17 protein-coding genes and 1 tRNA gene are annotated in these 21,616 nt (G+C 72.7%); 6 read left to right on the plus strand and 12 right to left on the minus strand.

What is annotated here, in order from left to right; genetic code table 11:
* Positions 1 to 73 precede the first annotated feature (73 nt).
* Both argS and ACIGXM_RS06780 read right to left on the minus strand, forming a co-directional pair.
* Positions 74 to 1,735 carry an arginine--tRNA ligase gene (gene argS, locus ACIGXM_RS06775; protein ID WP_396557609.1) on the minus strand — a complete coding sequence of 554 codons (1,662 nt, stop codon included), beginning with the start codon at positions 1,733 to 1,735 and terminating at the stop codon, positions 74 to 76.
* 117 nt (positions 1,736 to 1,852) lie between these two features.
* Positions 1,853 to 2,281, minus strand: a complete 429-nt coding sequence (locus ACIGXM_RS06780) for a response regulator (RefSeq protein WP_396558333.1) — start codon at positions 2,279 to 2,281, stop codon at positions 1,853 to 1,855.
* 165 nt (positions 2,282 to 2,446) lie between these two features.
* On the opposite strand from ACIGXM_RS06780, the gene ACIGXM_RS06785 reads away from it, so the two are divergent.
* Positions 2,447 to 2,518 (plus strand) — tRNA-Arg (locus tag ACIGXM_RS06785).
* Positions 2,519 to 2,899: 381 nt separating this feature from the next.
* Here the strand turns inward: ACIGXM_RS06785 and ACIGXM_RS06790 are convergent.
* The 3 genes from ACIGXM_RS06790 to ACIGXM_RS06800 form a co-directional block, all read right to left on the minus strand.
* Positions 2,900 to 3,895 (minus strand): trypsin-like serine peptidase, encoded by a 996-nt coding sequence (locus tag ACIGXM_RS06790; protein ID WP_396557611.1) that lies wholly within the window; start codon positions 3,893 to 3,895, stop codon positions 2,900 to 2,902.
* Between the two features lie 293 nt (positions 3,896 to 4,188).
* Positions 4,189 to 5,724 carry an MFS transporter gene (locus ACIGXM_RS06795; protein WP_396557613.1) on the minus strand — a complete coding sequence of 512 codons (1,536 nt, stop codon included), beginning with the start codon at positions 5,722 to 5,724 and terminating at the stop codon, positions 4,189 to 4,191.
* Positions 5,725 to 5,968: 244 nt separating this feature from the next.
* Entirely contained in the window at positions 5,969 to 7,714 is a 1,746-nt protein-coding gene (locus ACIGXM_RS06800) for a DUF885 domain-containing protein (protein WP_396557615.1), read from the minus strand.
* A gap of 185 nt (positions 7,715 to 7,899) precedes the next feature.
* Here ACIGXM_RS06800 and ACIGXM_RS06805 point away from each other — a divergent pair, with 185 nt between their 5' ends.
* Positions 7,900 to 8,691 carry a TetR/AcrR family transcriptional regulator gene (locus ACIGXM_RS06805; protein ID WP_396557617.1) on the plus strand — a complete coding sequence of 264 codons (792 nt, stop codon included), beginning with the start codon at positions 7,900 to 7,902 and terminating at the stop codon, positions 8,689 to 8,691.
* Between the two features lie 55 nt (positions 8,692 to 8,746).
* Here ACIGXM_RS06805 and ACIGXM_RS06810 read toward each other — a convergent pair whose 3' ends face one another.
* Together ACIGXM_RS06810 and ACIGXM_RS06815 are read right to left on the minus strand one after the other, a co-directional pair.
* Positions 8,747 to 9,613 carry a fumarylacetoacetate hydrolase family protein gene (locus ACIGXM_RS06810; RefSeq protein ID WP_396557619.1) on the minus strand — a complete coding sequence of 289 codons (867 nt, stop codon included), beginning with the start codon at positions 9,611 to 9,613 and terminating at the stop codon, positions 8,747 to 8,749.
* Between the two features lie 155 nt (positions 9,614 to 9,768).
* The gene (locus ACIGXM_RS06815; protein WP_396557621.1) at positions 9,769 to 10,983 is read right to left on the minus strand and encodes a protein kinase; all 1,215 of its coding nucleotides are present in this window, start codon (positions 10,981 to 10,983) and stop codon (positions 9,769 to 9,771) included.
* Between the two features lie 380 nt (positions 10,984 to 11,363).
* Between ACIGXM_RS06815 and ACIGXM_RS06820 the strand changes: the two genes are divergently transcribed.
* Entirely contained in the window at positions 11,364 to 13,667 is a 2,304-nt protein-coding gene (locus ACIGXM_RS06820; RefSeq protein ID WP_396557623.1) for an FdhF/YdeP family oxidoreductase, read from the plus strand.
* Between the two features lie 49 nt (positions 13,668 to 13,716).
* Here the strand turns inward: ACIGXM_RS06820 and ACIGXM_RS06825 are convergent, their stop codons facing one another.
* Entirely contained in the window at positions 13,717 to 15,231 is a 1,515-nt protein-coding gene (locus tag ACIGXM_RS06825; RefSeq protein ID WP_396557625.1) for an NlpC/P60 family protein, read from the minus strand.
* Positions 15,232 to 15,596: 365 nt separating this feature from the next.
* Between ACIGXM_RS06825 and ACIGXM_RS06830 the strand changes: the two genes are divergently transcribed.
* On the plus strand, positions 15,597 to 16,769 hold the full coding sequence (locus ACIGXM_RS06830) for an anion permease (RefSeq protein ID WP_396557627.1): 1,173 nt from the start codon (positions 15,597 to 15,599) through the stop codon (positions 16,767 to 16,769).
* A gap of 14 nt (positions 16,770 to 16,783) precedes the next feature.
* Positions 16,784 to 17,020 (plus strand): hypothetical protein, encoded by a 237-nt coding sequence (locus ACIGXM_RS06835; RefSeq protein ID WP_396557629.1) that lies wholly within the window; start codon positions 16,784 to 16,786, stop codon positions 17,018 to 17,020.
* Positions 17,021 to 17,082: 62 nt separating this feature from the next.
* Here the strand turns inward: ACIGXM_RS06835 and ACIGXM_RS06840 are convergent, their stop codons facing one another.
* The gene (locus ACIGXM_RS06840) at positions 17,083 to 18,684 is read right to left on the minus strand and encodes an MDR family MFS transporter (protein ID WP_396557631.1); all 1,602 of its coding nucleotides are present in this window, start codon (positions 18,682 to 18,684) and stop codon (positions 17,083 to 17,085) included.
* 107 nt (positions 18,685 to 18,791) lie between these two features.
* Positions 18,792 to 19,376, minus strand: a complete 585-nt coding sequence (locus ACIGXM_RS06845; protein WP_396557633.1) for a MarR family winged helix-turn-helix transcriptional regulator — start codon at positions 19,374 to 19,376, stop codon at positions 18,792 to 18,794.
* A 220-nt stretch (positions 19,377 to 19,596) separates the two neighbouring features.
* Here ACIGXM_RS06845 and ACIGXM_RS06850 point away from each other — a divergent pair, with 220 nt between their 5' ends.
* On the plus strand, positions 19,597 to 20,637 hold the full coding sequence (locus tag ACIGXM_RS06850) for a DUF3533 domain-containing protein (RefSeq protein ID WP_396557634.1): 1,041 nt from the start codon (positions 19,597 to 19,599) through the stop codon (positions 20,635 to 20,637).
* 9 nt (positions 20,638 to 20,646) lie between these two features.
* On the opposite strand, the gene ACIGXM_RS06855 is transcribed toward ACIGXM_RS06850, so the two are convergent.
* Complete coding sequence (locus ACIGXM_RS06855; protein ID WP_396557636.1) at positions 20,647 to 21,099, minus strand: GtrA family protein; 453 nt, start codon at positions 21,097 to 21,099, stop codon at positions 20,647 to 20,649.
* On the minus strand, positions 21,096 to 21,524 hold the full coding sequence (locus ACIGXM_RS06860; protein ID WP_396557638.1) for a hypothetical protein: 429 nt from the start codon (positions 21,522 to 21,524) through the stop codon (positions 21,096 to 21,098). Before ACIGXM_RS06860 ends, ACIGXM_RS06855 begins: the two co-directional genes overlap by 4 nt.
* Positions 21,525 to 21,616: the final 92 nt, after the last annotated feature.

The following is a 21,616-nucleotide window of genomic DNA, read 5'->3' on the forward strand; positions in this document are numbered from 1 at the left end:
TTCCTCGGTTGGTGCAAGGGGCAGTGACGGCTCTGGCGAGCCGTCACCGCCCCTGAACGCGGGCGGGGCGGTGTCACATCCGCTCGGGCGCCGAGACGCCCAGCAGGTTCAGGCCATTGGCCAGCACGGTCCTGGTGGCCTCCACCAGCCAGAGCCGGGCCCGGTGGGTGTCGTTCAGCTCCTCGTCCCCCTTGGGCAGGAACGGGCAGTTGTCGTAGAAGCGGTGGAAGGCGCCGGCGACGTCCTCCAGGTAGCGGGCCACCCGGTGCGGCTCGCGCAGCTCACCGGCGGTGGCGATGATCCGCGGGAACTCGCCGAGCGCGCCGAGCATGTCGCCCTCCCACTGGGTGGCCAGCAGCTCGGGCCTGAAGTCCGCGGCGGAGCCCTTGTCGACGCCCAGCTCGGCGGCCTTGCGCGCCACTCCGCACATCCGGGTGTGCGCGTACTGCACGTAGAAGACCGGGTTCTCGTTCGACTGGCTGGTGAGCACGTCGATGTCGAGGGTGATGGTGGAGTCGGTGGAGGACCGCGCCAGGGTGTAGCGGGCGGCGTCCACGCCGACCCAGTCGACCACGTCGTCGATGGTGATGATGTTGCCGGCCCGCTTGGACATCCGGACCTCCTCACCATCGCGCAGCATCTTGACGAACTGGCCGATCTTGACCTCGATGTTGCGGTCCATGTCGTCGCCGGCGCAGGCCGCGATGGCCTTGAGGCGGTTGACGTAGCCGTGGTGGTCGGCGCCCAGCATGTAGACGGAGACCTCGCTGCCGCGGTCCCGCTTGCTCAGGTAGTAGGCGGCGTCGGCGGCGAAGTAGGTGGTCTCGCCGTCGGCCTTGATCAGGACCCGGTCCTTGTCGTCGCCGAAGTCGGTGGTGCGCAGCCAGATCGCGCCGTCCCGGTCGAAGACGTGGCCCTGCTCGCGCAGCCGGTCGATGGCCTTCTCCACGGCGCCGGAGTCGTGCAGCGACTTCTCCGAGAACCAGGTGTCGAAGTGCACGCCGAACTCGTCCATCGAGCGCTGGATCTCGGCGACCATCAGCTTCAGGCCCTCGGTGCGGAACACCTGCAGCTGCTCGTCCTCGGGCAGCTGGAGCACGCCCGGGACGCCGTCGGTGATCGCCTTGGCGATGTCACCGATGTACTCGCCGACGTAGCCGTCGGCCGGGACCTCCCGGCCGTTGGCGGCGGCCCGCAGCGAGGCGGCGAACTTGGAGATCTGCACGCCGGCGTCGTTCAGGTAGTACTCGGTGGCCACCTCGGCGCCGGTGGCGCGGAGGATCCGGGCCAGCGAGTCGCCGACGGCCGCCCAGCGGACCCCACCGATGTGGATCGGGCCGGTCGGGTTGGCGGAGACGAACTCCAGGTTGATCCGCAGACCCTTGAGCGCCTCGTTGCGGCCGTACGCCGCGCCGGCCTCGACGATGGTGCGGGCCAGCTCCCCCTGGGTGGCGGCGTCCAGGGTGATGTTCAGGAAGCCCGGGCCGGCGATGTCGACCTTGGCGACGCCGGGCAGCTCTCGCAGGCGGGCCGCCAGTGCCTCGGCGACGGATCGCGGCGGCTTGCCGGCCGGCTTCGCGAGCTGGAGGGCCACGTTGGTGGCGTAGTCGCCGTGGTCCCGGTTCTTGGGTCGCTCGACCGTGACCGTCTCGGGAACGGGGACGGACAGCTCGCCCGCCTCGACGGCGGTGCGCACGGCGACCTGGACTGCCTGGGAAAGCTCTGCGGGTGTCACGACGCCAAGCCTAGGCGAGAGGCGGCACGGCCCGGCCACTCGGCCACCCGTTGAGACGGTTCGATCCACGGTGGTGTTCGCTGAGAGCGAAACACCGGCCCCTGCCCCCCCCAGGGGCTACCCCCGGACCCCTCCGGCCCCTTCGCCGAAGCCGTACGCGAACCCGTCCCCGTCCCGCATCCGCAGGGTCAGCAGCCGGCGGACCAGCTCCACCAGGTCACCCGGGTCGAACGGCTTGGCCAGGTAGCCGTCCACCCCCACCGACTCGCCGCGGGCCAGGTCCGCCGGCGTACAGGCACTGACGATCGCGATCGGCAACCGCGCGGTCTCCGGCCGGGCGCGCAGCCGGGCCGCCGTCCGCAGCCCGTCCAGCCTGGGCATCATCACGTCGAGCGTCACCACGTCCGGGGCTATTCGGTGCACCACCTCCAGGCACTCGGCACCGTCGGCCGCGGTCACCACCTCGAAGCCCTCCAGCTCCAGGTTGACCCTGATCAGCCGGCGGATCACCTCGCTGTCGTCCACCACGAGGACCCGCCCGGACACACCCGACACCCCACCGAGACTACGGCCGCCCACCACCGCCCGTCCGGCCTTTGCGCACTTCCGCCGCACCCGCCGCACCCCACCCCGGAAACCCCTGCACGGACCACCCCGCCGAGCTGGTAATGTTCTCCACGTCGCCGAGAACGCGGCAGCACCACCGAGCAGGCCCCCGTAGCTCAGGGGATAGAGCACCGCCCTCCGGAGGCGGGTGCGTAGGTTCGAATCCTACCGGGGGCACTTCGCAAGAAGTGCAACTAAGGCCCAGGTCAGCTGACCTGGGCCTTTTTCATGACTTCGAGTTTCATGACTTCGAGGGGCGCGTGAGCCGGGACGGCGAACCGCCGGTGCGCAACTCCCGGAGCCGCTGGTTCCGAACGGACCGGCAGAGCCGGGCCGAGGCCGTCGCCGCGGGCGGATTCGTCCTCGCCCTGGCCATCGGCCCGTTGCTCAGCACCCTCGGCCAACTGTGGGCCACCCGCTCGCCCTTCGTCCTCGGCGAGCTCCCGGGCATCGCCCCGTTCGTCCTGCTCGGCGCCAGCTTCCGCGTTCGACGCGTGAGCATGGGCGAGCCCTCCCGCCGGGGGGGATGGGAGGGCTCGCCGGTCTGGGGGGTGACGGTCAGGAGGAGGACTGGGACTCGGCGGTCTGGTAGAGGCCGGCGATCGTCTGGTCGAAGTACGCGCTGTACGAGACGTCCGGGGTGTCGCCGCCCTGCTGGTAGCCGCCGATGACGCCGATGACCGCGCCGGTGGAGGTGTCGATCCAGGGGCCGCCGCTGGTGCCGCCGGCGTAGGCCGGGCAGGCGATCTGCCGCTGGTAGGTGCTGAACTGGCTGGTGGCGTTGGTGCAGAGGGACGGGTCGTCGCCGTTGTTGTTGTAGCCGTAGAGGCGGACGCTGTCCGTGAAGGCGGCGTTCAGGCCGATCGGGTTGGCGCCGACCACGTCCTGGACCTGCTGGCCGCTGCTGTTGGTGCCCAGCTCCAGGAAGGCGAAGTCCTCGTCGGTGTCGCCGTTCTGGCTCCAGCCACTGGTGGTGAAGATCTTGGTGACCGGCCAGCTGCCGAACGGCGCGTTGCCCTCGCGGTAACCGGGCACGAAGCTGACCCCCTGGGTGGAGGACAGGCAGTGGGCCGCGGTGAGGATCAGGTTGTGGCTCGGGCTGGGCACCACGCTGGCGGTGCAGAAGTGGTTGCCGGGGCCGACGCTGCCGCTGAAGAGCGCGCCCACCCGGTTGGACTCGGGGCCGGCCGGGGCGATCACCGTGGTGTCGGGCGTCAGGTTCGGCGCGGCGACAGGCGTGGGCGAGGCGGTGGGGGACGGCGAGGCGGAGGGGGACGGCGAGGGGGAGGCCGAAGAGCTCGGGGTGGCGGAAGGCGAGGGGGACGGCGAGCTGGCGGCGGCCAACGGGGAGGCCGAGGACGCGGACGGCGACGCGTGCGTGGCCGTCGCGTGACTGGCGGTAACCGTCGGGCGGGCGAAGGCCAGCGCCTCCGGGGCGACCAGGCTGACCCCGGCGGCCGTGGCGACCAGGGCGGCGGCCATGCTGACCCCCAGCAGGATGGGACCGGGCTTGGAACGGCGCCCACGGTGCTGCCGCCGCTGCTGACTATCCATCAGGTCAGTGCCTCCTGCCCACGATCGGTGGCCCCGCGTCCGCCCCGGCGGTGAAGCACTGCCGCGACGTCTGGGTATGTTCCGACTATGTCCCGGCCGAGTGGTAACGGGATGATCCTCCGCTGAGATCCGAGTGAGAATCCACCGGCCGGACGATCACTGCCTTGATCGACTGCGAACTGCCAACATCATGACGGAGCGAGGCGCTCCGGTGAAGGGGGCAGGAACGGTTTTTCCCAGGTTGAGGCGGGTTCAAGCCCCCGCTGGCCTCCGGGTACGACTTCGGACGGCGGTCAGGGGTGCGCCACGGCGCGCACCGAGGAAGCCTCGCCGGTATCCTCCGCCTCACCCGGCTCGGGCCGGTGGTCGATCATCAGGAAGCCCAGCAGCGCGGCGAGCAGCAGGATGCCCAGGGCGACCGTGGTGGCCACCGTGTAGCCGTGCACCGCGGCGGCGGACTGCACCAGCGGGTCAGCTCCGTTCCGGCCGACCAGGTACGCCGTGGTGGCGCTGGCCGCGATGGTGTTGAGCAGCGCGGTGCCGATCGAACCGCCGACCTGCTGGGCGCTGTTGATGGTGGCCGAGGCCGCGCCCGTCTCGTACCGCGCGACGCCCAGGGTGGCCAGGCTCATCGACGGCATGAAGACCAGGCCCATGCCGAGGCCGAGCAGGATCTCGGCGGGCAGCACCGAGGTCAGGTACGGACTGTCCACCTGCAACCGGGTCAGCCAGGCCATCCCGGACGCGCCCAGTAGCAGGCCGGGCACGGTCAGGCGCCGGGTCGGCACCCTGGTCATCAGCCGGGACGCCACGCCGGTCGCGCTGAGCACGATCGAGACGGTCATCGGCAGGAAGGCGAGCCCGGTCAGCACCGGCGAGTACCCCTTGATCACCTGCAGGTAGTAGCTGAGGAAGAGGAACAGCCCGAACAGCCCGATCACCGCCAGACCCACCCCCAGCGCCGCGCCGCCGCGGTTGCGGTCGCGCACGACGTGCAGCGGCAGCAGCGGGTGGCCGCTGCGCCGCTCGGCGAGCACGAAGGCCACCAGCAGCACCCCGCCCAGGACCAGGCAGAGCAGCACCAGCCAGTCGCTCCAGCCGCGCGACTCGGCCTCCGAGGTGCCGTAGACGACGGCCAGCAGCCCGCCGCAGCCCAGGAACGCGCCGGGCAGGTCGAGCCGGATCCGGGCGTCCCTGGCCACCAGGTCGGTGCGCAGCAGGTAGCCGGCGGCGCAGGCGGCGGCCAGCGCGATCGGCACGTTGACGAAGAGGCACCAGCGCCAGTCCAGGTACTCGGTCAGCAGCCCGCCGGCGATCAGGCCGATCGCGCTGCCACCGCCCGCGATCGCGCCGAAGATGCCGAACGCGGTGGCCCGCTCGCGCGGCCGGGTGAAGGTGGTGGAGAGCAGGCCCAGCGCGGACGGCGCCAGCAGCGCGCCGAAGCCGCCCTGCAGCGCACGGGAGGCGAAGAGCATCGCGGGGGTGACCGCGAAGCCGCCGAGCGCCGAGGCACTGGCGAAACCCAGCAGGCCGATCAGGAAGGTGCGCTTGCGCCCGTAGAGGTCGCCGATCCGGCCGCCGAGCAGCAGCAGACCGCCGAAGGCCAGGGTGTAGGCGGTGATCACCCACTGCCGGTCGCCGTTGGAGATGCCCAGGTCGTGCTGGGCGGACGGGAGCGCGATGTTCACGATGGTGATGTCGAGCACGATCATCAGTTGGGCGAGGGCGATCACGGCGAGCGCCCGCCAGCGGCGGGGATCGGGCCCCGGGTCGGCTGCGACCGGGGCTGGGGCTGCGGCTGAGGCGTCTGACGCGGGCACGGAGGACACGGTGCACCTTCCGCCGGGGGGGTGCTGACAGTGTGCGCGAACGGCACTGCGCTCCAGCGAAGCCCTCCGGCCCGGTCAGGGGCAAATGAAAGTCTGCTTAATCGTCCGACGAATCCGAATATTTGGTACGTACTTCGACTTTCCGTGGGGTGGGGAACCGGCTCCCGGCCCCCACCACGCGCCGGGACGCGCGCGCCGGGGCTCGTCGGCGCGCCGGGGCCGGCCGACGCGCCGACGGCTTCCGTCAGAGCGCCGACAGCTCCGCGACCAGGTCGTCCAGGCCCAGCGAGCCCTGCGAGAGCGCCGCCATGTGCCAGGCCTTGAGGTCGAACTCCTCGCCGCGTGCCTCGCGCGCCGCCCGGGCCGCCGCCCGGCCGCGCAGCCAGGCCCGCTCGCCGAGCTTGTAGCCGATCGCCTGGCCGGGCATGCCGAGGTAGCGGACCAGCTCGCTGTCGAGGAAGGCCGGGGCCAGGCCGCAGTAGCGGCCGAAGAACTCGCGGGCGGCGACGGGTGTCATCGCCTCGCCCGGCCGGTACGGCGAGTCGGCCGGGAAGTCCAGGCCGACGTGCATGCCGATGTCCACGATCACCCGCAGCGCGCGCATCATCTGGGCGTTCAGGTAGCCCAGCCGGTGGCCCGGGTCGGTGAGGTAGCCCAGCTCGTCCATCAGCCGTTCGGCGTAGAGCGCCCAGCCCTCCAGGTTGGCGCTCACCCCGCCCAGGCTGACCTGGTAGGTGGAGAGCCGGTCGGCGACGTGGTTCCACTGCGCCAGCTGGAGGTGGTGGCCGGGGACGCCCTCGTGGTACCAGGTGCTGACCAGGTCCCAGACCGGGAAGCTGGCCCGGCCCAGGGTCGGCAACCAGGTCCGGCCGGGCCGGCTGAAGTCCAGCGAGGGCGCGGTGTAGTACGGCGCGGCCGCGCTGCCGGGCGGAGCGAGCCGGGACTCCACCCGGGTGACCGGCTCGGCCAGGTCGAAGTGGACGCCCTGGAGGTCGTTGACCGCCTGGTCCATCAGGCCCTGCAGGAACTCCTGGACCGGCCCGTCGCCGACGATCGCCGGACCGTCGGTGTCCAGCCAGCGCATCGCCTCCATCGGGGTGCTGCCGGGCAGCACCTTCTCGGCCTCCACCCGCATCTGCGCGTCCAGGTCGCGGAACTCCGCCCAGGCCCACTGGTACGCCTCGTCCAGGTCCAGGTCGGCGCCCGTCCAGTAGCGGACGAACCGGGCGTAGCGCTCGCGGCCGATGGTGTCGGGGGTGTCGGCGGCGGCGGGCTGGTAGACCTCGGCCATCCAGTCGCGCAGCTCGGCCAGCTTGCCGGCGACCGCGACCGCGACGTCGGTCAGCCCGCCGCGCAGCTCCTCCGGTGCCGGGGCCACCAGGACGCCGAACCAGCCGGCCGCCCGGCCCGCCTCACCGGCCGCCGGGTCGGCCGCCAGCCACTCGGCGAGCTGGCCGATCACCGTCTCGACCTGGCGCGGGCCGGAGAGCAGGCCGCGCTCGATGCCCTCGGCCAGGGTGGCACGGTACTGGTCGAGGGCCAGCGGGAACCGGGCCAGCCGGCGGCCGAGCCGCGCCCAGTCCTCGGCGGTGTCGGTCGGCAGCAGCGTGAAGACCTCCCGCAGGTTGTGCAGCGGGGAGCCGAGGTTGCGGACCGCGCGCAGTTCCTCGCCGGCGTCGTGCACGGCGAGCTCGGCGGTGAGCCGCTCGCGCAGCAGCCGGGCGCAGCGCCGCTCGGCCTGCGGGTCGGCGGCCGACGCGATCCGACCGGCCGCCTCCGCCTCCTCCAGCTCCGCCAGCGTGCGGCGGGCGAGGTCGGCCAGTGCGGCGAGGCCGGCCGGGGAGAGGTCGGGCAGCCTGTCGTCCTCCGGGTTCAGCCCGAGGTAGACGGCCGTGAGCGGGTCGAGATCGGCGAGCGCGTGGACGTACGCGTCGGCGATCCGCCGCGGGGTGGCGCCGTCGGCGCCCAGCGAGTTCGGTTCGTCAGCCATCCGGACATCCTTTCGCAGCACGGTCCGTTTGCAAGAGCCTTTTGGTGGTGTCCGAGGCGAACTACCAGCCGGAACCGCCAAGTCGGCAGGTGGCTGGAGGTCGGCCGGCCGCCGGACGGCCGCCGCTCGGCCGTCGTCGGTCGGCGGGGGTCCCAGGGCGGCCCGGCGGCACTACGCTGACCGGCATGGATGCCACCGAGACCGGCCTGGAAGCCACCGGACGGGCGGCGGAGGCGGCCACGCCGGCCGCCGGGGACCCGCCACGACCGCGCCGCGCCGGGTACCGGCGGTTGCCGGTGCAGCAGCGCCGCGAGCAGCTGATCGCGGTGGCGCTGGAGCTGTTCAGCGCCCGCCCGCCGGAGGAGGTCAGCCTGGACGACGTCGCCGAGGCCTCCGGCGCCTCCCGTCCGCTGGTCTACCGGTACTTCGCCGGCGGCAAGCAACAGCTCTACGAGGCCGCGCTGCGCTCCGCGGCGCAGGAGCTGACCAGCCGGTTCACCGTGCCGGCACGCGGCACCCCGAGCGAGCAGCTGGCCGCCGTGCTGGACCGGTACTTCTCCTTCGTCGCCGAGCACGACGCCGGCTACGGCGCGCTGCTGCGCGGCGGCTCGGTGGTGGAGACGGCTCGGACCACCGCGATCGTGGACGAGGTGCGCCGAGCCGCGCTCCGGCGCACACTGCGCTACATGGGCGTGCGGGAGGCCGGACCGCGCCTGACCCTGCTGGTCCGGTCGTGGATCTCGGTGGTCGAGGCGTCCTCGCTGACCTGGCTGGACGAGGGGCAGCAGATACCCAGGCGGGAGCTGCGGGACTGGCTGGTGGACGAGTTCCTGGCGATGACCGCGGCCACCGCGCGGCACGACCCGCAGACCGCCGAGGTGCTGTCGGGGCTGCTCGCGCTGGAGACGACGGACGGGCCGGCGGACCGACTGCTGGCCGAGTTCCGCGGGCGGTCGGTGGGGCCGGCCGGCGGCTAGGGCCTGGCCCGACCCCCGTGCCCGGGGTCGGGTGACGGTCGGTGCCGGCGGGCCGTCAGGCCTTGCCGAGCACCTGGCGCTGCCGGCCGAGCCCCTCGATCTCCAGCTCCAGCACGTCGCCGGGGACCAGGAACGGGGTGTCCGGGCGGCCCATCGCCACCCCGGCCGGGGTGCCGGTGCTCACCACGTCGCCGGGCTCCAGCACCATGAACCGGCTGATGTAGCGGAGCACTTCGAGCACCGGGAAGATCTGCGCGGCGGTGTTGCCGTCCTGCCGCAGTTCACCGTTGACCCAGAGCCTCAGCGGCAGGGCCTGCGGGTCGGCGACCTCGTCCGGGGTGACCAGCCAGGGGCCGAGCGGGTTGAAGGTCTCGCAACACTTGCCCTTGTCCCACTGGCCGCCGCGCTCCAGCTGGAAGGCCCGTTCGGTGACGTCGTTGGAGATCGCGTAGCCCGCGATGCAGGCGGCCGCCTGCTCGTCGGTCTCCAGGTAGCGGGCCCGGCGACCGATCACCACGGCGAGCTCGATCTCGTGATCGGTCTTGGCGGCGCCGCGCGGCACCAGCACCTCGTCGTCCGGGCCGATCACGGTGTCGGTGCCCTTGAGGAAGAGCACCGGCTCGGCGGGGATCGCCGCGCCGGCCTCCTCGGCGTGGTCGCGGTAGTTGAGGCCGACGCAGACCAGCTTGCCGGGCCGGGCCACCGGCGCGCCGATCCGCAGGCCGGTGAGGTCGGCGGTGGGCAGCTCGCCCCGGGCCACGGCGGCCGCGAGTTCGGCCGGGTCGAACCGGTCCGGGCCGAGCCTGGAGAGGAACGCCCCGTCGATGTCCGGGGTCAGCCCGGAGAGGTCGTACGCGGTGCCGTCCGGGCCGAGCGCGAACGGGCGCTCGGCGCCCGGCGGGCCCACTCGGAGGAGCTTCATCTGCCCATCACCACCTGTGTCGTCGCATCGTGCGGGGGAGGCCGCACACCTCCCTTGCCTATGCATCCGAGGTATATCAACGGCCTCGTGCCATCAACCAGAGGTGGGCCATCGGCCAGTTCCCATCAATTCATCCAAGCGGGTGAAGGGTGGAATCAGCTGCCCGTACGGTTGACAGCCCCGGGGTGCGGGACGGGCCGGCCCAGCAGGGGAGCGAGCAGGTCGGCCGGGCAGCCGGCCGCGGGGCGGGGCAGGCGGTCCAGACGGTGCCGGATGTCCCGGACGTCCGGGTGCTCCTCGCCGAGCGCGGCCACGCCGGCCGGGAGCAGCTCGGCCAGCAGGCAGTACGCCTGCCCGAGGTCGCCGGCCCGCTCCAGGCTCACCGCCAGGTCGTGACAGGTGCGCAGGGTCCGGCCGTCGGCCGGGCCGAAGGCGAGCGCGAACTCCGGGATCAGCGCGCGCAGCCGGACCACCGCCTGGGCGGCCCGGCCGTCCGCCGCGGCCTGCCAGGCGTCGTCCGCCCGGCGGCGCAGTGCCCGGATCCCGTCCGCCGCCGCGGCCAGCCGGCGGCGCACCTCCTCGGCGTCCGTGGGGCGGTCCGCCGGGTCCTTGGCCAGCAGCTCCAGCACCAGGTCGGCGAGGCCGGCCGGCAGTCCGGCGGGGCGCGGCGGCGGCTCGTCCAGGTGCTGGGTCATCAGGCCGACCTGGCTGGTGGAGGTGAACGGGCGGCCGCCGGTGAACAGCTCGTACAGCACGCAGCCGACCGCGTAGAGGTCGGAACGGACCGTGCCCGGCTCGCCGCGCCAGCGCTCGGGAGCCAGGTAGCGGGCGCTGCCGATCACCGAACCCTCGGTGGTGAGGCCGTCCCGGTTGTCGTCGATCTGCGCGATGCCGAAGTCGAGCACCTTGACGACGGCGTGGTCCGGGCCGACCAGCATGATGTTCTCGGGCTTGACGTCCCGGTGGATCACCCGGCCGGCGTGCGCCGCGCCGAGCGCCCGGCAGAGCTGCTGCCCCCAGTCCAGGGCGCGCGGCAGGTCGGGCCTCCCGGCGGCGATCACGGCGGCCAGGGTCGGGCCGTTCAGCAGCTCCATCACCAGGTAGCTGAACCGCTCGCCGTCGGCGTCGGCCTCGCCGACGTCGAGGACCACCACGATGTTGGGGTGGCTGAGCGGGGCCAGCACCTCCACCTCGCGGCGCAGGCGGATGACGTCGGTGCCGCCGCCGGCCACGCCGTGGTGGCGGAGGGTCTTGACGGCGACCTGGCGGCCGACGCGGTGGTCGTAGGCCTCCCAGACCACGCCGAACCCGCCTCGGCCGAGCTCACCGATCAGCAGGTAGCGGCCGCCCAGCACTGTTCCGGCTCTCATCCGTCCCCCTCGCTCCCCCGGCCCACGGCTCCGCGTCCGGCGCCGGCCGCGGGGACGGCGAGGTTCCGGCGGCCCGGCGGCCGGCGCCGAGCGCGGGCCACCAGTGTCGCGGACGCGCCGGGCAGGGTCCCGGGAAACGGTCAACTTCGTTGGGACGTGGGCGAATCGTCAGCTTCCGTACGCCGGACGGCAAGGGCGCGGCCACGCGCGCGGCGGCCGGCGGCCAGAGACGCTCAGCCCCGGAACGCGATCAGTTGGTGCCGGTCCCGCTCCGCTCGCTCGGCCCTCGCCGCCTGCTCCGCGTCGCGGCGGGCCGGAATGGAAGGATGGGGGGCCGGGCTGACGACGACGTCGCCCTGACCGAGCTGGAGGTGGGAGTCATGGCCAAGCAAGCCCCGCAGAGCGACCCGGCGCAGGACGCGCCCGTGGTGAGCGCTCCGCACCACGCGGCCGCCGGACTGCCCGCCGTCGGGCACAGCCTGCGGATGGCCGGCGAGCAGATGAGCGCCCGCCGGACGCTCGCCACCCTGCTCAAGGTCAACCAGCGCGACGGCTTCGACTGCCCCGGCTGCGCCTGGCCGGAGCCCGACAAGCCGCACACCGCCGAGTTCTGCGAGAACGGCGCCAAGGCGGTGGCCGAGGAGGCCACCGAGCGGCGGATCACGGCGGAGTTCTTCGCCACCCACTCGGTGGCCGAGCTGGCCGAGCGCTCCGGCTACTGGCTGGGCCAGCAGGGCCGGCTCACCGAACCGATGCTGCTGGCCGAGGGCGCGACCCACTACACCCCGGTGAGCTGGGACAAGGCCTTCACGATCATCGCCGAGGAGCTCGCCGGGCTGGACTCCCCCGACGGCGCCGCCTTCTACACCTCGGGCCGGACCAGCAACGAGGCCGCCTTCGCCTACCAGCTGTTCGCCCGCCGACTGGGCACCAACAACCTGCCGGACTGCTCCAACATGTGCCACGAGTCCTCCGGCTCGGCGCTGGTGGAGACGCTCGGGGTGGGCAAGGGCAGCGTCCACCTGAAGGACCTCCACCAGGCCGACCTGATCATCGTGGCCGGCCAGAACCCGGGCACCAACCACCCCCGGATGCTCTCCGCCCTGGAGCGGGCCAAGCGGGCCGGCGCGACCGTCGTCAGCGTCAACCCGTTGCCGGAGGCGGGCCTGGAACGCTTCAAGAACCCGCAGCACGCACGCGGCCTGGCCGGTAACGGCACCAAGCTGACCGACCTCTTCCTGCAGATCCGGCTCGGCGGCGACCTGGCGCTCTTCCGCGCCCTCAACCAGCTGCTGCTGGCCGCCGAGGACGCCCAGGGCGGCGTACTGGACCGGGAGTTCATCGCCGAGCACTGCCTGGGCTTCGAGGAGTGGGCCGCCGAGGCGAAGCGGACGGACCGTCAGGAGGTGCTGGCCGCCACGGGTCTGCCGTTCGAGCAGATCGAGGAGCTGGCCCGGCTGGTGCTCCGCTCGAAGAAGGTCATCGTCTGCTGGGCGATGGGCCTGACCCAGCACAAGCACGCCGTGCCGACCATCCGCGAGGTGGTCAACTTCCTTCTGCTGCGCGGCAATGTCGGCCGCCCGGGGGCCGGGGTGTGCCCGGTTCGCGGCCACAGCAACGTGCAGGGCGACCGCACGATGGGCATCTTCGAACGTCCGGCACCGGCCTTCCTGGACGCGCTGGAGCGGGAGTTCGACTTCGCGCCGCCCCGGCACCACGGCTACGACGTGGTGGAGACGATCCGCGCGATGCGGGACGGCCGGGTCGGGGTGTTCTTCGCGATGGGTGGCAACTTCGTCGCGGCCAGCCCGGACACCCTGGTCACCGAGGCCGCACTGCGGCGCTGCCGGCTGACCGTGCACGTCTCCACCAAGCTCAACCGCTCGCACGTGGTGACCGGCGCCCGGGCGCTGATCCTGCCCACCCTGGGCCGCACCGACCGGGACCGCACCGACGCCGGCGACCAGTTCGTCACGGTCGAGGACTCGATGGGCATGGTGCACTCCTCGCGGGGACGGCTGCGCCCGCCGGCCCCCGGGCTGCTCTCCGAGGTGGCCATCGTCTGCCGGCTGGCCAGGGCCGCGCTCGGGGCCGACGACCCGACGCCGTGGGAGGAGTTCGCGCAGTCGTACGACCTGATCCGGGACCGGATCGCCCGGGTGGTGCCGGGCTTCACGGACTTCAACACCAGGGTCCGCGCCCCCGGCGGCTTCGCGCTGCCGCACGGCCCGCGTGACAGCCGGACCTTCCCGACCAGCACCGGCAAGGCCAACTTCACGGTCAACCCGTTGACCGCGCCCGAGGTCCCGGCCGGGCGGCTGCTGCTCCAGACGCTGCGCTCGCACGACCAGTACAACACCACGATCTACGGCCTGGACGACCGCTACCGGGGCATCACCGGCGGCCGTCGGGTGGTGCTGGTCAACCCGGCCGACGCCGCCGAGCTGGGCCTGGTCGAGGGCGGCTACACCGACCTGGTGGGCGAGTGGCACGACGGCGTCGAGCGCCGGGCGCCGCACTTCAAGGTGGTGCACTACCCGGTCGCCCGCGGCGGGGCGGCGGCGTACTACCCGGAGACCAACGTGCTGGTGCCGCTGGACTCCACCGCCGACATCAGCAACACACCGACCTCGAAGGCCGTCCTGATCCGCTTCGAACCGGACTCGGGCCTGCCCGTCGGCTGACACCGCGACGGGCCCGCCCAGCACCCGGCCCGCCCAGCACCCGGCCCGCTCAGCGGCCCTCGGGCGAGGGTGAACCCGAGGCGCTCGGCGAGCTGGAACCGGACGGCGAGGCCGAGGCCGGCCCGCTCGGCGTCGGACCGCCCGAGGCGCCGGCGCCCGGCGACGCCGTCGGCGTGGCCGACGGGCTGGGCGGGGCCGGCGCGGGTCCGCTCGGCGCGGGCGAGGCGCCGGACGGCGCCGGACCCGCTGGCCCGCCCGGCTGCGGCTTCGGCTGCTGCGCGGCCGGCGGTGCCGCCGGCGGCGGCGTGACCGTCGGCAGCCCCGGGGTGTTGCCCGGTGCGATCGGGGTCGGTGCGTCAGCGGCCTGGGCCAGCCCGGCAGGCACCGTCCAGGCGCCGCCCCGGTCGTCCGCCCCGTCCTGCGGGTCCGGCCGGACCGCGCCCAGGATCGGCGCCATGCCGATCGGCGAGACCCGCACCACCGCACCGGTGTGCGGCGCCTGCACCACCAGCCCACCGCCGATGTACATCGCCACGTGGTCGGCGTCCGCGTAGTAGATCACCAGGTCGCCGGGGCGCAGTTGGTTGAGCGGCACGTGCGTCAGGTCGGCCCACTGGTCCTGGCTGGTGCGCGGGATCGTGACGCCCGCGTGCAGCCAGGCCTGCGAGGTCAGCCCGGAGCAGTCGAAGGAGTCCGGCCCGATCGCCCCCCAGACGTACGGCTTGCCGAGCTGGGCGAGCGCGTAGGCGACCGCCTGCCGCCCGGCCGCCGACGGGGTGCGCTCGCCCCGGCCGAGCGCACCGGAGGCGAGGAAGGCCAGCTGGGCCTGGTCCACCTGCTGCTGCTCCAGCTGTTCCAGCTCGGACTGCTGGGCGCCGGTGAGTGAGGAGACCACCTGTTCGACACCGGCCAGCTGCTGCGCTATCGCGGTCTTGTTCTGGTTCTGCTGGTCGAGCAGCGCCTGCGAGCCGGCGAGGGCCGCCTGGGACTGCTTCTGCAGCTGCTGCAGGCTGGCCTGCGCCGCCTTGAGCTGGCCTATGAAGGCCGCCTGCGAGCGCCCGGCGGCGCTGAGCAACGCGCCGAGCTGGACCGCCTGGTACGGGTCCTTGGCGAGCAGCAGTTCTCCGAAGGCCGAGAGGCCGTCGTTCTGGTACTGGTCGGCGGCGAGTTCGGCGGCCACGTCCATCCCGGTGTCCACCACCTGCTGCTGGGCGGCGAGCTTGCCGTTCAGCGCCGCCAGGTCGCTCTGCTGGCTCGCCAGCCGGGCCGCGGTGGCGTTGTACTGCTCGGTGGCGGCCTCGGCGTTCTGGTAGAGCGTGTGGATGGTGGTCAGCAGCGGTCCCAGGGTGGCCTCGGCGCCGGCCAGCGGGTTGTCCCCCGGCGAGAGCGAGACCGCGGGCGCACCGCCCGGTGCCGCGTCACCCACCGCGTACGCCGCCTGGCTGCCCAGCGGCACTGCCAGCGCGGCCACCGCGAGCAGTGCCCCGCAGCGCACCGCCACCCGCAGCCCCGGCCCGCGGCCCGCTCCAGCCCCGACCACGCGATTCCGCAGCTCGGCCCGCATCGGCCCGCCTCCCCCGCTCCGCCGGCCGGTCCGGCCGGGCCCTCCCCTGTCCCGCCGGTGACGGGTCCCCGCTGATCCTGCCACGGAGACCCGTGGGTCCGGCAGGGGACCTACCCGCGGTCTGACGAATTCTCAGCTTCGGCGGCCACCGTGACACATATCTCAGAATTCCGTCATCAATTGGGGCACTCTGCACGAAAGCGCTGGTCACCCCGGGTCTGGACATCTTGTGGAAGCTCTGTGGAAAGATGTCCGACATCAACGGAACCGGGCAGACCCGGTCAGTTCACCTTCCGTTAACCCGCTCTCCCTACCGTCGCGCCTGAGCGACGGAACAGACCGTCAACTACGACGATTGTTTGGGTATGGAACACATCACGTTCCTGGTGGCAGTTGTGATCATCACAGCGCTCGCCTTCGACTTCACGAACGGCTTCCACGACACCGCCAATGCGATGGCCACCTCCATCGCCACCGGCGCGCTGCGGCCCAGAGTCGCCGTCGCCATCTCCGCGGTCCTCAACTTCGCCGGGGCCTTCCTCTCGGTGAAGGTCGCGAGCACGATCTCCGGGGGCATCGTCAACGAGAAGGCCGGCGTCCACCCCGCGGTGATCTTCGCCGCGCTGGTCGGCGCCATCCTCTGGAACCTGCTCACCTGGCTGCGCGGCCTGCCGTCCAGCTCCTCGCACGCGCTGTACGGCGGCCTGATCGGCGCCACCCTCGTCGGGGCCGGCCTGCACGCGGTGAACTTCACCACCGTGGTCACCAAGATCCTGCTCCCGGCCGTCGCCTCCCCGATCGTCGCCGGGCTGGCCGCCTGGGGCGCCACCAAGGCCGCCTACCTGATCACCCGGCGGGCCGGCGAGCGGACCGCCACCAAGGGCTTCCGGACCGGCCAGATCTTCTCCTCCTCGCTGGTCTCACTGGCCCACGGCACCAACGACGCCCAGAAGACCATGGGCATCATCACCCTCACCCTGGTCTCGGTCGGCGCGCTGCCCAAGCACTCGCTGCCCCCGGTCTGGGTGATCGCCGCCGCCGGTCTGGCCATCGCGCTCGGCACCTTCTCGGGCGGCTGGCGGATCATCCGCAGCATGGGCAAGGGCCTGACCGACGTCCAGGCGCCGCAGGGCTTCTCCGCCGAGGTGGCCACCACGGCGGTGATCCTGACCTCCTCGCACATGGGCTACGGCCTGTCCACCACCCAGGTGGTCTCCGGCGGCATCATGGGCGCCGGCCTGGGCGGCCCGAAGGGCGAGGTGCACTGGAGCATGGCCCGCCGGATGGTCTACACCTGGGGTCTGACCCTGCCCGCCGCCGCCGCGGTGGCCGGCGGTGCCGCGTTCGTCGCCGACCAGGGCACCTGGGGCGTCGTGCTGATCGGCGCCGTGCTGGTGGCCGGCTCGGCGGCGATGTGGCGGCTGTCCCGGCGCACGCCGGTGACCGCGCACAACGTCAACGACGTCACGCCGGTCCCCGCGCCGACCACCGCGGTCGCCCCGACCCCGACCCCTGCCTCGACCACCGTCGCCGCCTGAGGAGGACGCCCGTCATGAACATCAACTGGAGCGCTCTCGCCGACACCGCCGGTGTCAGCTTCCTGGTCACCGTCGCGGTGGTCGCGGTCTTCTCCCTGGGCATCCTGGCGCTGTCCCGTCGCGAGGAGGCCGTGGCCGCCCGTGCGGCGGGCGCCGACGGCGGCGGCACGCTGGCCCTGGTCGGCGCCGGGGTCTGCTTCGCCGCCTGCGTCGCGGCGGTCGGCTACGGCCTCACCCTGATCGCCTCCTGACCCCGTGACGGAAGGGCCACCCCCGGGAAGCCGGGGGTGGCCCTTCCGTGTTGCCGGGACCGTCAGGCCTCGGCCGGCTGCTCGACGGCCGGCCGTGCCTTGACGGCCTGCGCCGTACGCAGCGGCACCTCCCGGATGAACAGCACCGCCACGAACGCCAGCAGCGCGCACGGCGAGGCGAACAGGAACACCGTGGCCACCCCGTGCCCGAAGGCGTCGGTGACCAGCGGCAGGAGCGGCGCCGGCAGCTTGCTCAGGTCCGGGATGTCACCACCGGAGAGCGCCTGGGCGCCGGCCGCCGGCAGGTGGGCGGCGGCCAGGTTCTGCGTCAGGTAGCCGCCCACCTTGTTGTTGAGCAGCGCGCCGAGCGCCGAGACGCCCATCGCACCGCCCATGGTGCGGAAGAAGGTGACCGCCGAGCTGGCGGTGGCCATCTCCTGGGCGGTGACCGTGTTCTGCACCGACAGCACCAGGTTCTGCGAGGTCAGGCCGAGGCCGATGCCGGTGGCGGCCATGTAGAGCGAGAGCAGCCCGTAGCCGGTCCCCACCCGGACGCTGCCGAGCAGCGCGAAGCCCAGCGCGAGCAGGAACGTGCCGGCCACCAGGAAGCCCTTCCACCGGCCGTACCGGGTGATCAGCCGGCCGGCCACCGCGGAGGCGACCGCCAGTCCGAGGATCATCGGCAGCGTCATGATGCCGGCCATGGTCGGCGTCTTGTCCTTGGCCAGTTGGAAGTACTGGCCGAGGAAGGTGGTCGCGCCGTACATCCCGACGCCGACCAGCACGCTGGCGACCGCGGCCAGGCTGACCGTCCGGTAGCGGAACAGGCTGAGCGGGATGATCGGCTCGGCGGCCCGGCTCTCGGCCAGCACGGCCAGCGCGCCGAGCGCGATCCCGCCCGTCACCATCGCCGCGGTCTGCCAGGAGAGCCAGGGGTAGTCGGTACCGGCCAGGGTGACCCAGACCATCAGCAGCGAGACCGCGCCGGCGATCAGCAGCGCGCCCAGGTAGTCGATCTTCGCCTGGCGCTTCACCACCGGCAGGTGCAGGGTCCGCTGCAGCACGACGATGGCGATCACCGAGAACGGGATCCCGACGTAGAAGCACCAGCGCCAGCCGAGCCAGCCGGTGTCCACGATGACGCCGCCGATCAGCGGGCCGCCGATGGTGGCCAGCGCGAAGACCGCGCCGAAGTAGCCGCTGTAGCGCCCGCGCTCGCGCGGCGGGACCATCGCCGCCAGGCAGATCTGGCCGAGCGCGACCACGCCGCCGGCGCCGACGCCCTGCAGCACCCGGCAGCCGATCAGCTCCCCGGTGTTCTGCGACAGGCCCGCCAGGGTGGACGAGACGATGTAGATCACCAGCGCGATCTGCACCAGCAGCTTCTTGCTGACCAGGTCGGAGAGCTTGCCCCAGATCGGGGTGGTGGCGGTGAGCGAGAGCAGCGCGGCGGTGATCACCCAGGTGTAGGCGGACTCGCCACCGTGCAGGTCGGTGAGGATCCGGGGCAGCGCGTTGGAGACGATGGTCGAGGAGAGCACCGCGACGAACAGGCCGAGCAGCAACCCGGAGAGGGCTTCGAGGATCTCCCGGTGCGTCATCGGTCGGTCGTCGTGATGGTGGTGGTGGCGACCGGCTCGGTGCGCCGCTGACGAGGAGGTCATGGGAGGGGTCCTTAGATCGTTGCCTTAGGCAACCATATAATTAATAGTTGACCTAGGCAACTTTCTCCCGACCTTGCGCCGCCCGCGCTCGTCCCACTGCCGCGAATTCAGTCCTCCGGACAGGGCTCCGGCGCGGGCGCCCGTTCGGCCACCGCCGCCACCGTCTCGTTGAACCGGGCCAGCAGCACGGCGAACCGGGCGAGATCGTCCGGATCCCAGCCGCCGAGCATCTCCCGGAACACCTCCAGCCGGAGGTCGTAGGCCCGCCGGTAGCGGGCCGCCCCCTCCTCGGTGAGCGAGACCAGCGACACCCGGCCGTCCAACGGGTCGGACTCCCGGGTCACCAGGCCCAGCTCCTCCAGGGTCTTGATCTGCCGGCTGATGGTGGCCTTGCCCACCCCGAAGTACGCGCCGACGTCCGTCACCCGGACCTGGCCGACCTCCTCCAAGTGGCCGAGCATGCTGTAGGCCACGCCCTCCAGCTTGGGGTGCACCAGGCGCGACATCTCGGCAGCCCGGGCCCGACCGCGCCGGAACATCAGCGCCACCTCGCGCTCCACCGCCCGGAAGGCCTCCTCGGCCGCCCCGCCATCAACCGGGCCCGCGCCCTCGCCGTTCCGTTCGTCCACGCCCAACCGCCACTCGCCAGCCACCAGCCCGGCGCTGCTCGCCGACGCGCGATCAGTATCCACCAGCACTCCCTTCCGGCCACGCCCCGTCGCCCAGCATGCGAACACCGGCGTGCGCCGACTTTGCGAACGACCCGAGCGGGCAACTGTTTCATGATATGAAGTATTAAGTTCGTTTACTTTTTGCCCACGCGGCCGACGCCGCTCCCGGAGCCCCCGGGAGCACGCCCGGACCGGGCCCGGAGTGGACCCGGAGTGGACCCCCGAGTAAAGGAGAACGCCGATGCCAGGCCGAGGTTTCACCGCGGAACTCAAGGAAGCCGTCACGCCACGCGCCGCGCTCCTGGTGCTCGGCGTGCTGCTGCTCCAGCTGGGCTTCATCACCTCGTACATCGGTGCGCTGCACCACCCGGCCCCGCACCGGCTGGCGATCGGCGTGGTCGCGCCGCCGCAGGTCAGCGACCGGATGGTGGCCGGGCTGGGGCAGTTGCCCGGCCAGGCGGTGGATGCCCGGCCGGTCGCCGACCAGGCCACCGCGGTCTCCCAGCTCAAGGACCAGCGGCTGTACGCCGCCCTGGTGGTGAACCCGCCCGGCAGCCAGGACACCCTGCTGGTCGCCGGCGCCCGTGGCGCGGCCGCCGCGGCGGCGGCCGAGCAGATCGCCACCGGGGTCGAGCAGGCCCAGGGCCGCACCGTGCGGGTCCAGGACGTGGTCCCGCTGGCACCTGGCGACGCCAAGGGCCTCTCCTCCTTCTACCTGGTGGTCGGCTGGTGCGTCGGCGGCTACCTGGTGGCCTCGATCCTGGGCATCAGCGCGGGGGCCCGGCCTGCGAACCACCAGCGCGCGCTGATCCGACTGGGGGCGCTGGCGCTCTACTCGATCGCGGCGGGCCTCGGCGGCACGCTGATCGCCGGGCCCGCGCTGGGCGCCCTGCCGGGCGGGATCGCCGCCCTCTGGGGGCTGGGGAGCCTGGTGGTCTTCGCGGTCGGCGCGATCACCATGACCCTGCAGTGCCTGTTCGACCTGATCGGGATCGGGCTGGCGGTGCTGCTCTTCGTGGTGCTCGGCAACCCGAGCGCGGGCGGGGTCTATCCGCCGGCGCTGCTGCCGCCGTTCTGGCGGGCGATCGGCCGCTGGCTGCCGAACGGCGCGGGCACCGACGCGGCCCGCTCGATCAGCTACTTCGACGGCAGCGGGCTCACCGTCCCGCTGCTGGTGCTGGCCGCCTGGGCGGCGGCCGGAGTGCTGGGGGTGCTGCTGGCAACCGGACGCGGTGCCCGCGGTGGCCGTCCTCCGGTCACCGCGGACACCGCGTCCGCCTGATGTTCTCGGTTATCGCATCTCGGCGGCGGGCTGGGCGGCCGGCTCGGCCTGCCCGGCGCCGCTCGCCTGCGTGGTGAAGACGAACTTCTTCATCGCCCAGTAGCGGAACGCCATCGCCACCAGGGTGCCCAGGATCATGCCGGCCAGGAAGTCGGAGACCTCCTGGGTGAACCCGCTGACGTACGGCGTGCGCAGGTCGAGCAGGTAGCGGCTGACCGTCATCGGGAGGTCGTTGACGCCGATGGCGATCCCGCTGACCACCGCGAACGGGATGAGCTCCTTGTGGGTGCCCTCCGAGCGGAAGGACCACTGCCGGTTGAGGAAGTAGGAGGCCACCGTGGAGACCACGTTGGCGACGGTCAGCGCGACCAGCGGCTTGGACTGGCAGACCGTGAGCCGGAGACCGTAGTTGATCACCATGGTCAGCAGGAAGCATGAGCCACCCACGACCAGGAACTTCACCAGCTCGCGATGTTGTACGAGGATGGGACGCACTGGCTCTGGCACCCTGGCCAGTGCTTTCTGTGTAGGTGACGGCATTGGCGCAGTGTCGCACGCCCGGATGAGGACGCCATAAGCGACTCCCCGCTCCGCCGGTCGGGCGCTTTTCGGCCCGCGGCGGCGATCCGCACCACCCCGGTGGCCGTCCCCTGGTAAACCACACCGCCCGGCGCGACGGTGGCGGCCATCTGCAGCGGATCGAAGGGGAAACCCGCGCCGAGGAACCGCGTGCGCACCGCCTTCCCGGTCTCCGGGTCGATCTCGGCGTCGTAGTAGTAGGGGTCGAGCACCGTGGTCAGGTCGGTGCCCGGGACCAGCGGCTCGCGGAGCACGGTGCTGATCAGGTGGTCGCCGAGGGACAGCCGCGGAACGGCGGCGGAGCGCACCGCGGCGGTGTCCCACACCAGGTCGCAGCCGGAGCCATGCCGACCGTTGACGCCGGGTCCCACAACACCCGTCTCACGCTCCGGTCACGGTG

Origin of the sequence: Kitasatospora sp. NPDC052896 (assembly GCF_044547075.1) — a bacterium.
In the GTDB taxonomy this organism is placed as follows: Bacteria; Actinomycetota; Actinomycetes; order Streptomycetales; family Streptomycetaceae; genus Kitasatospora.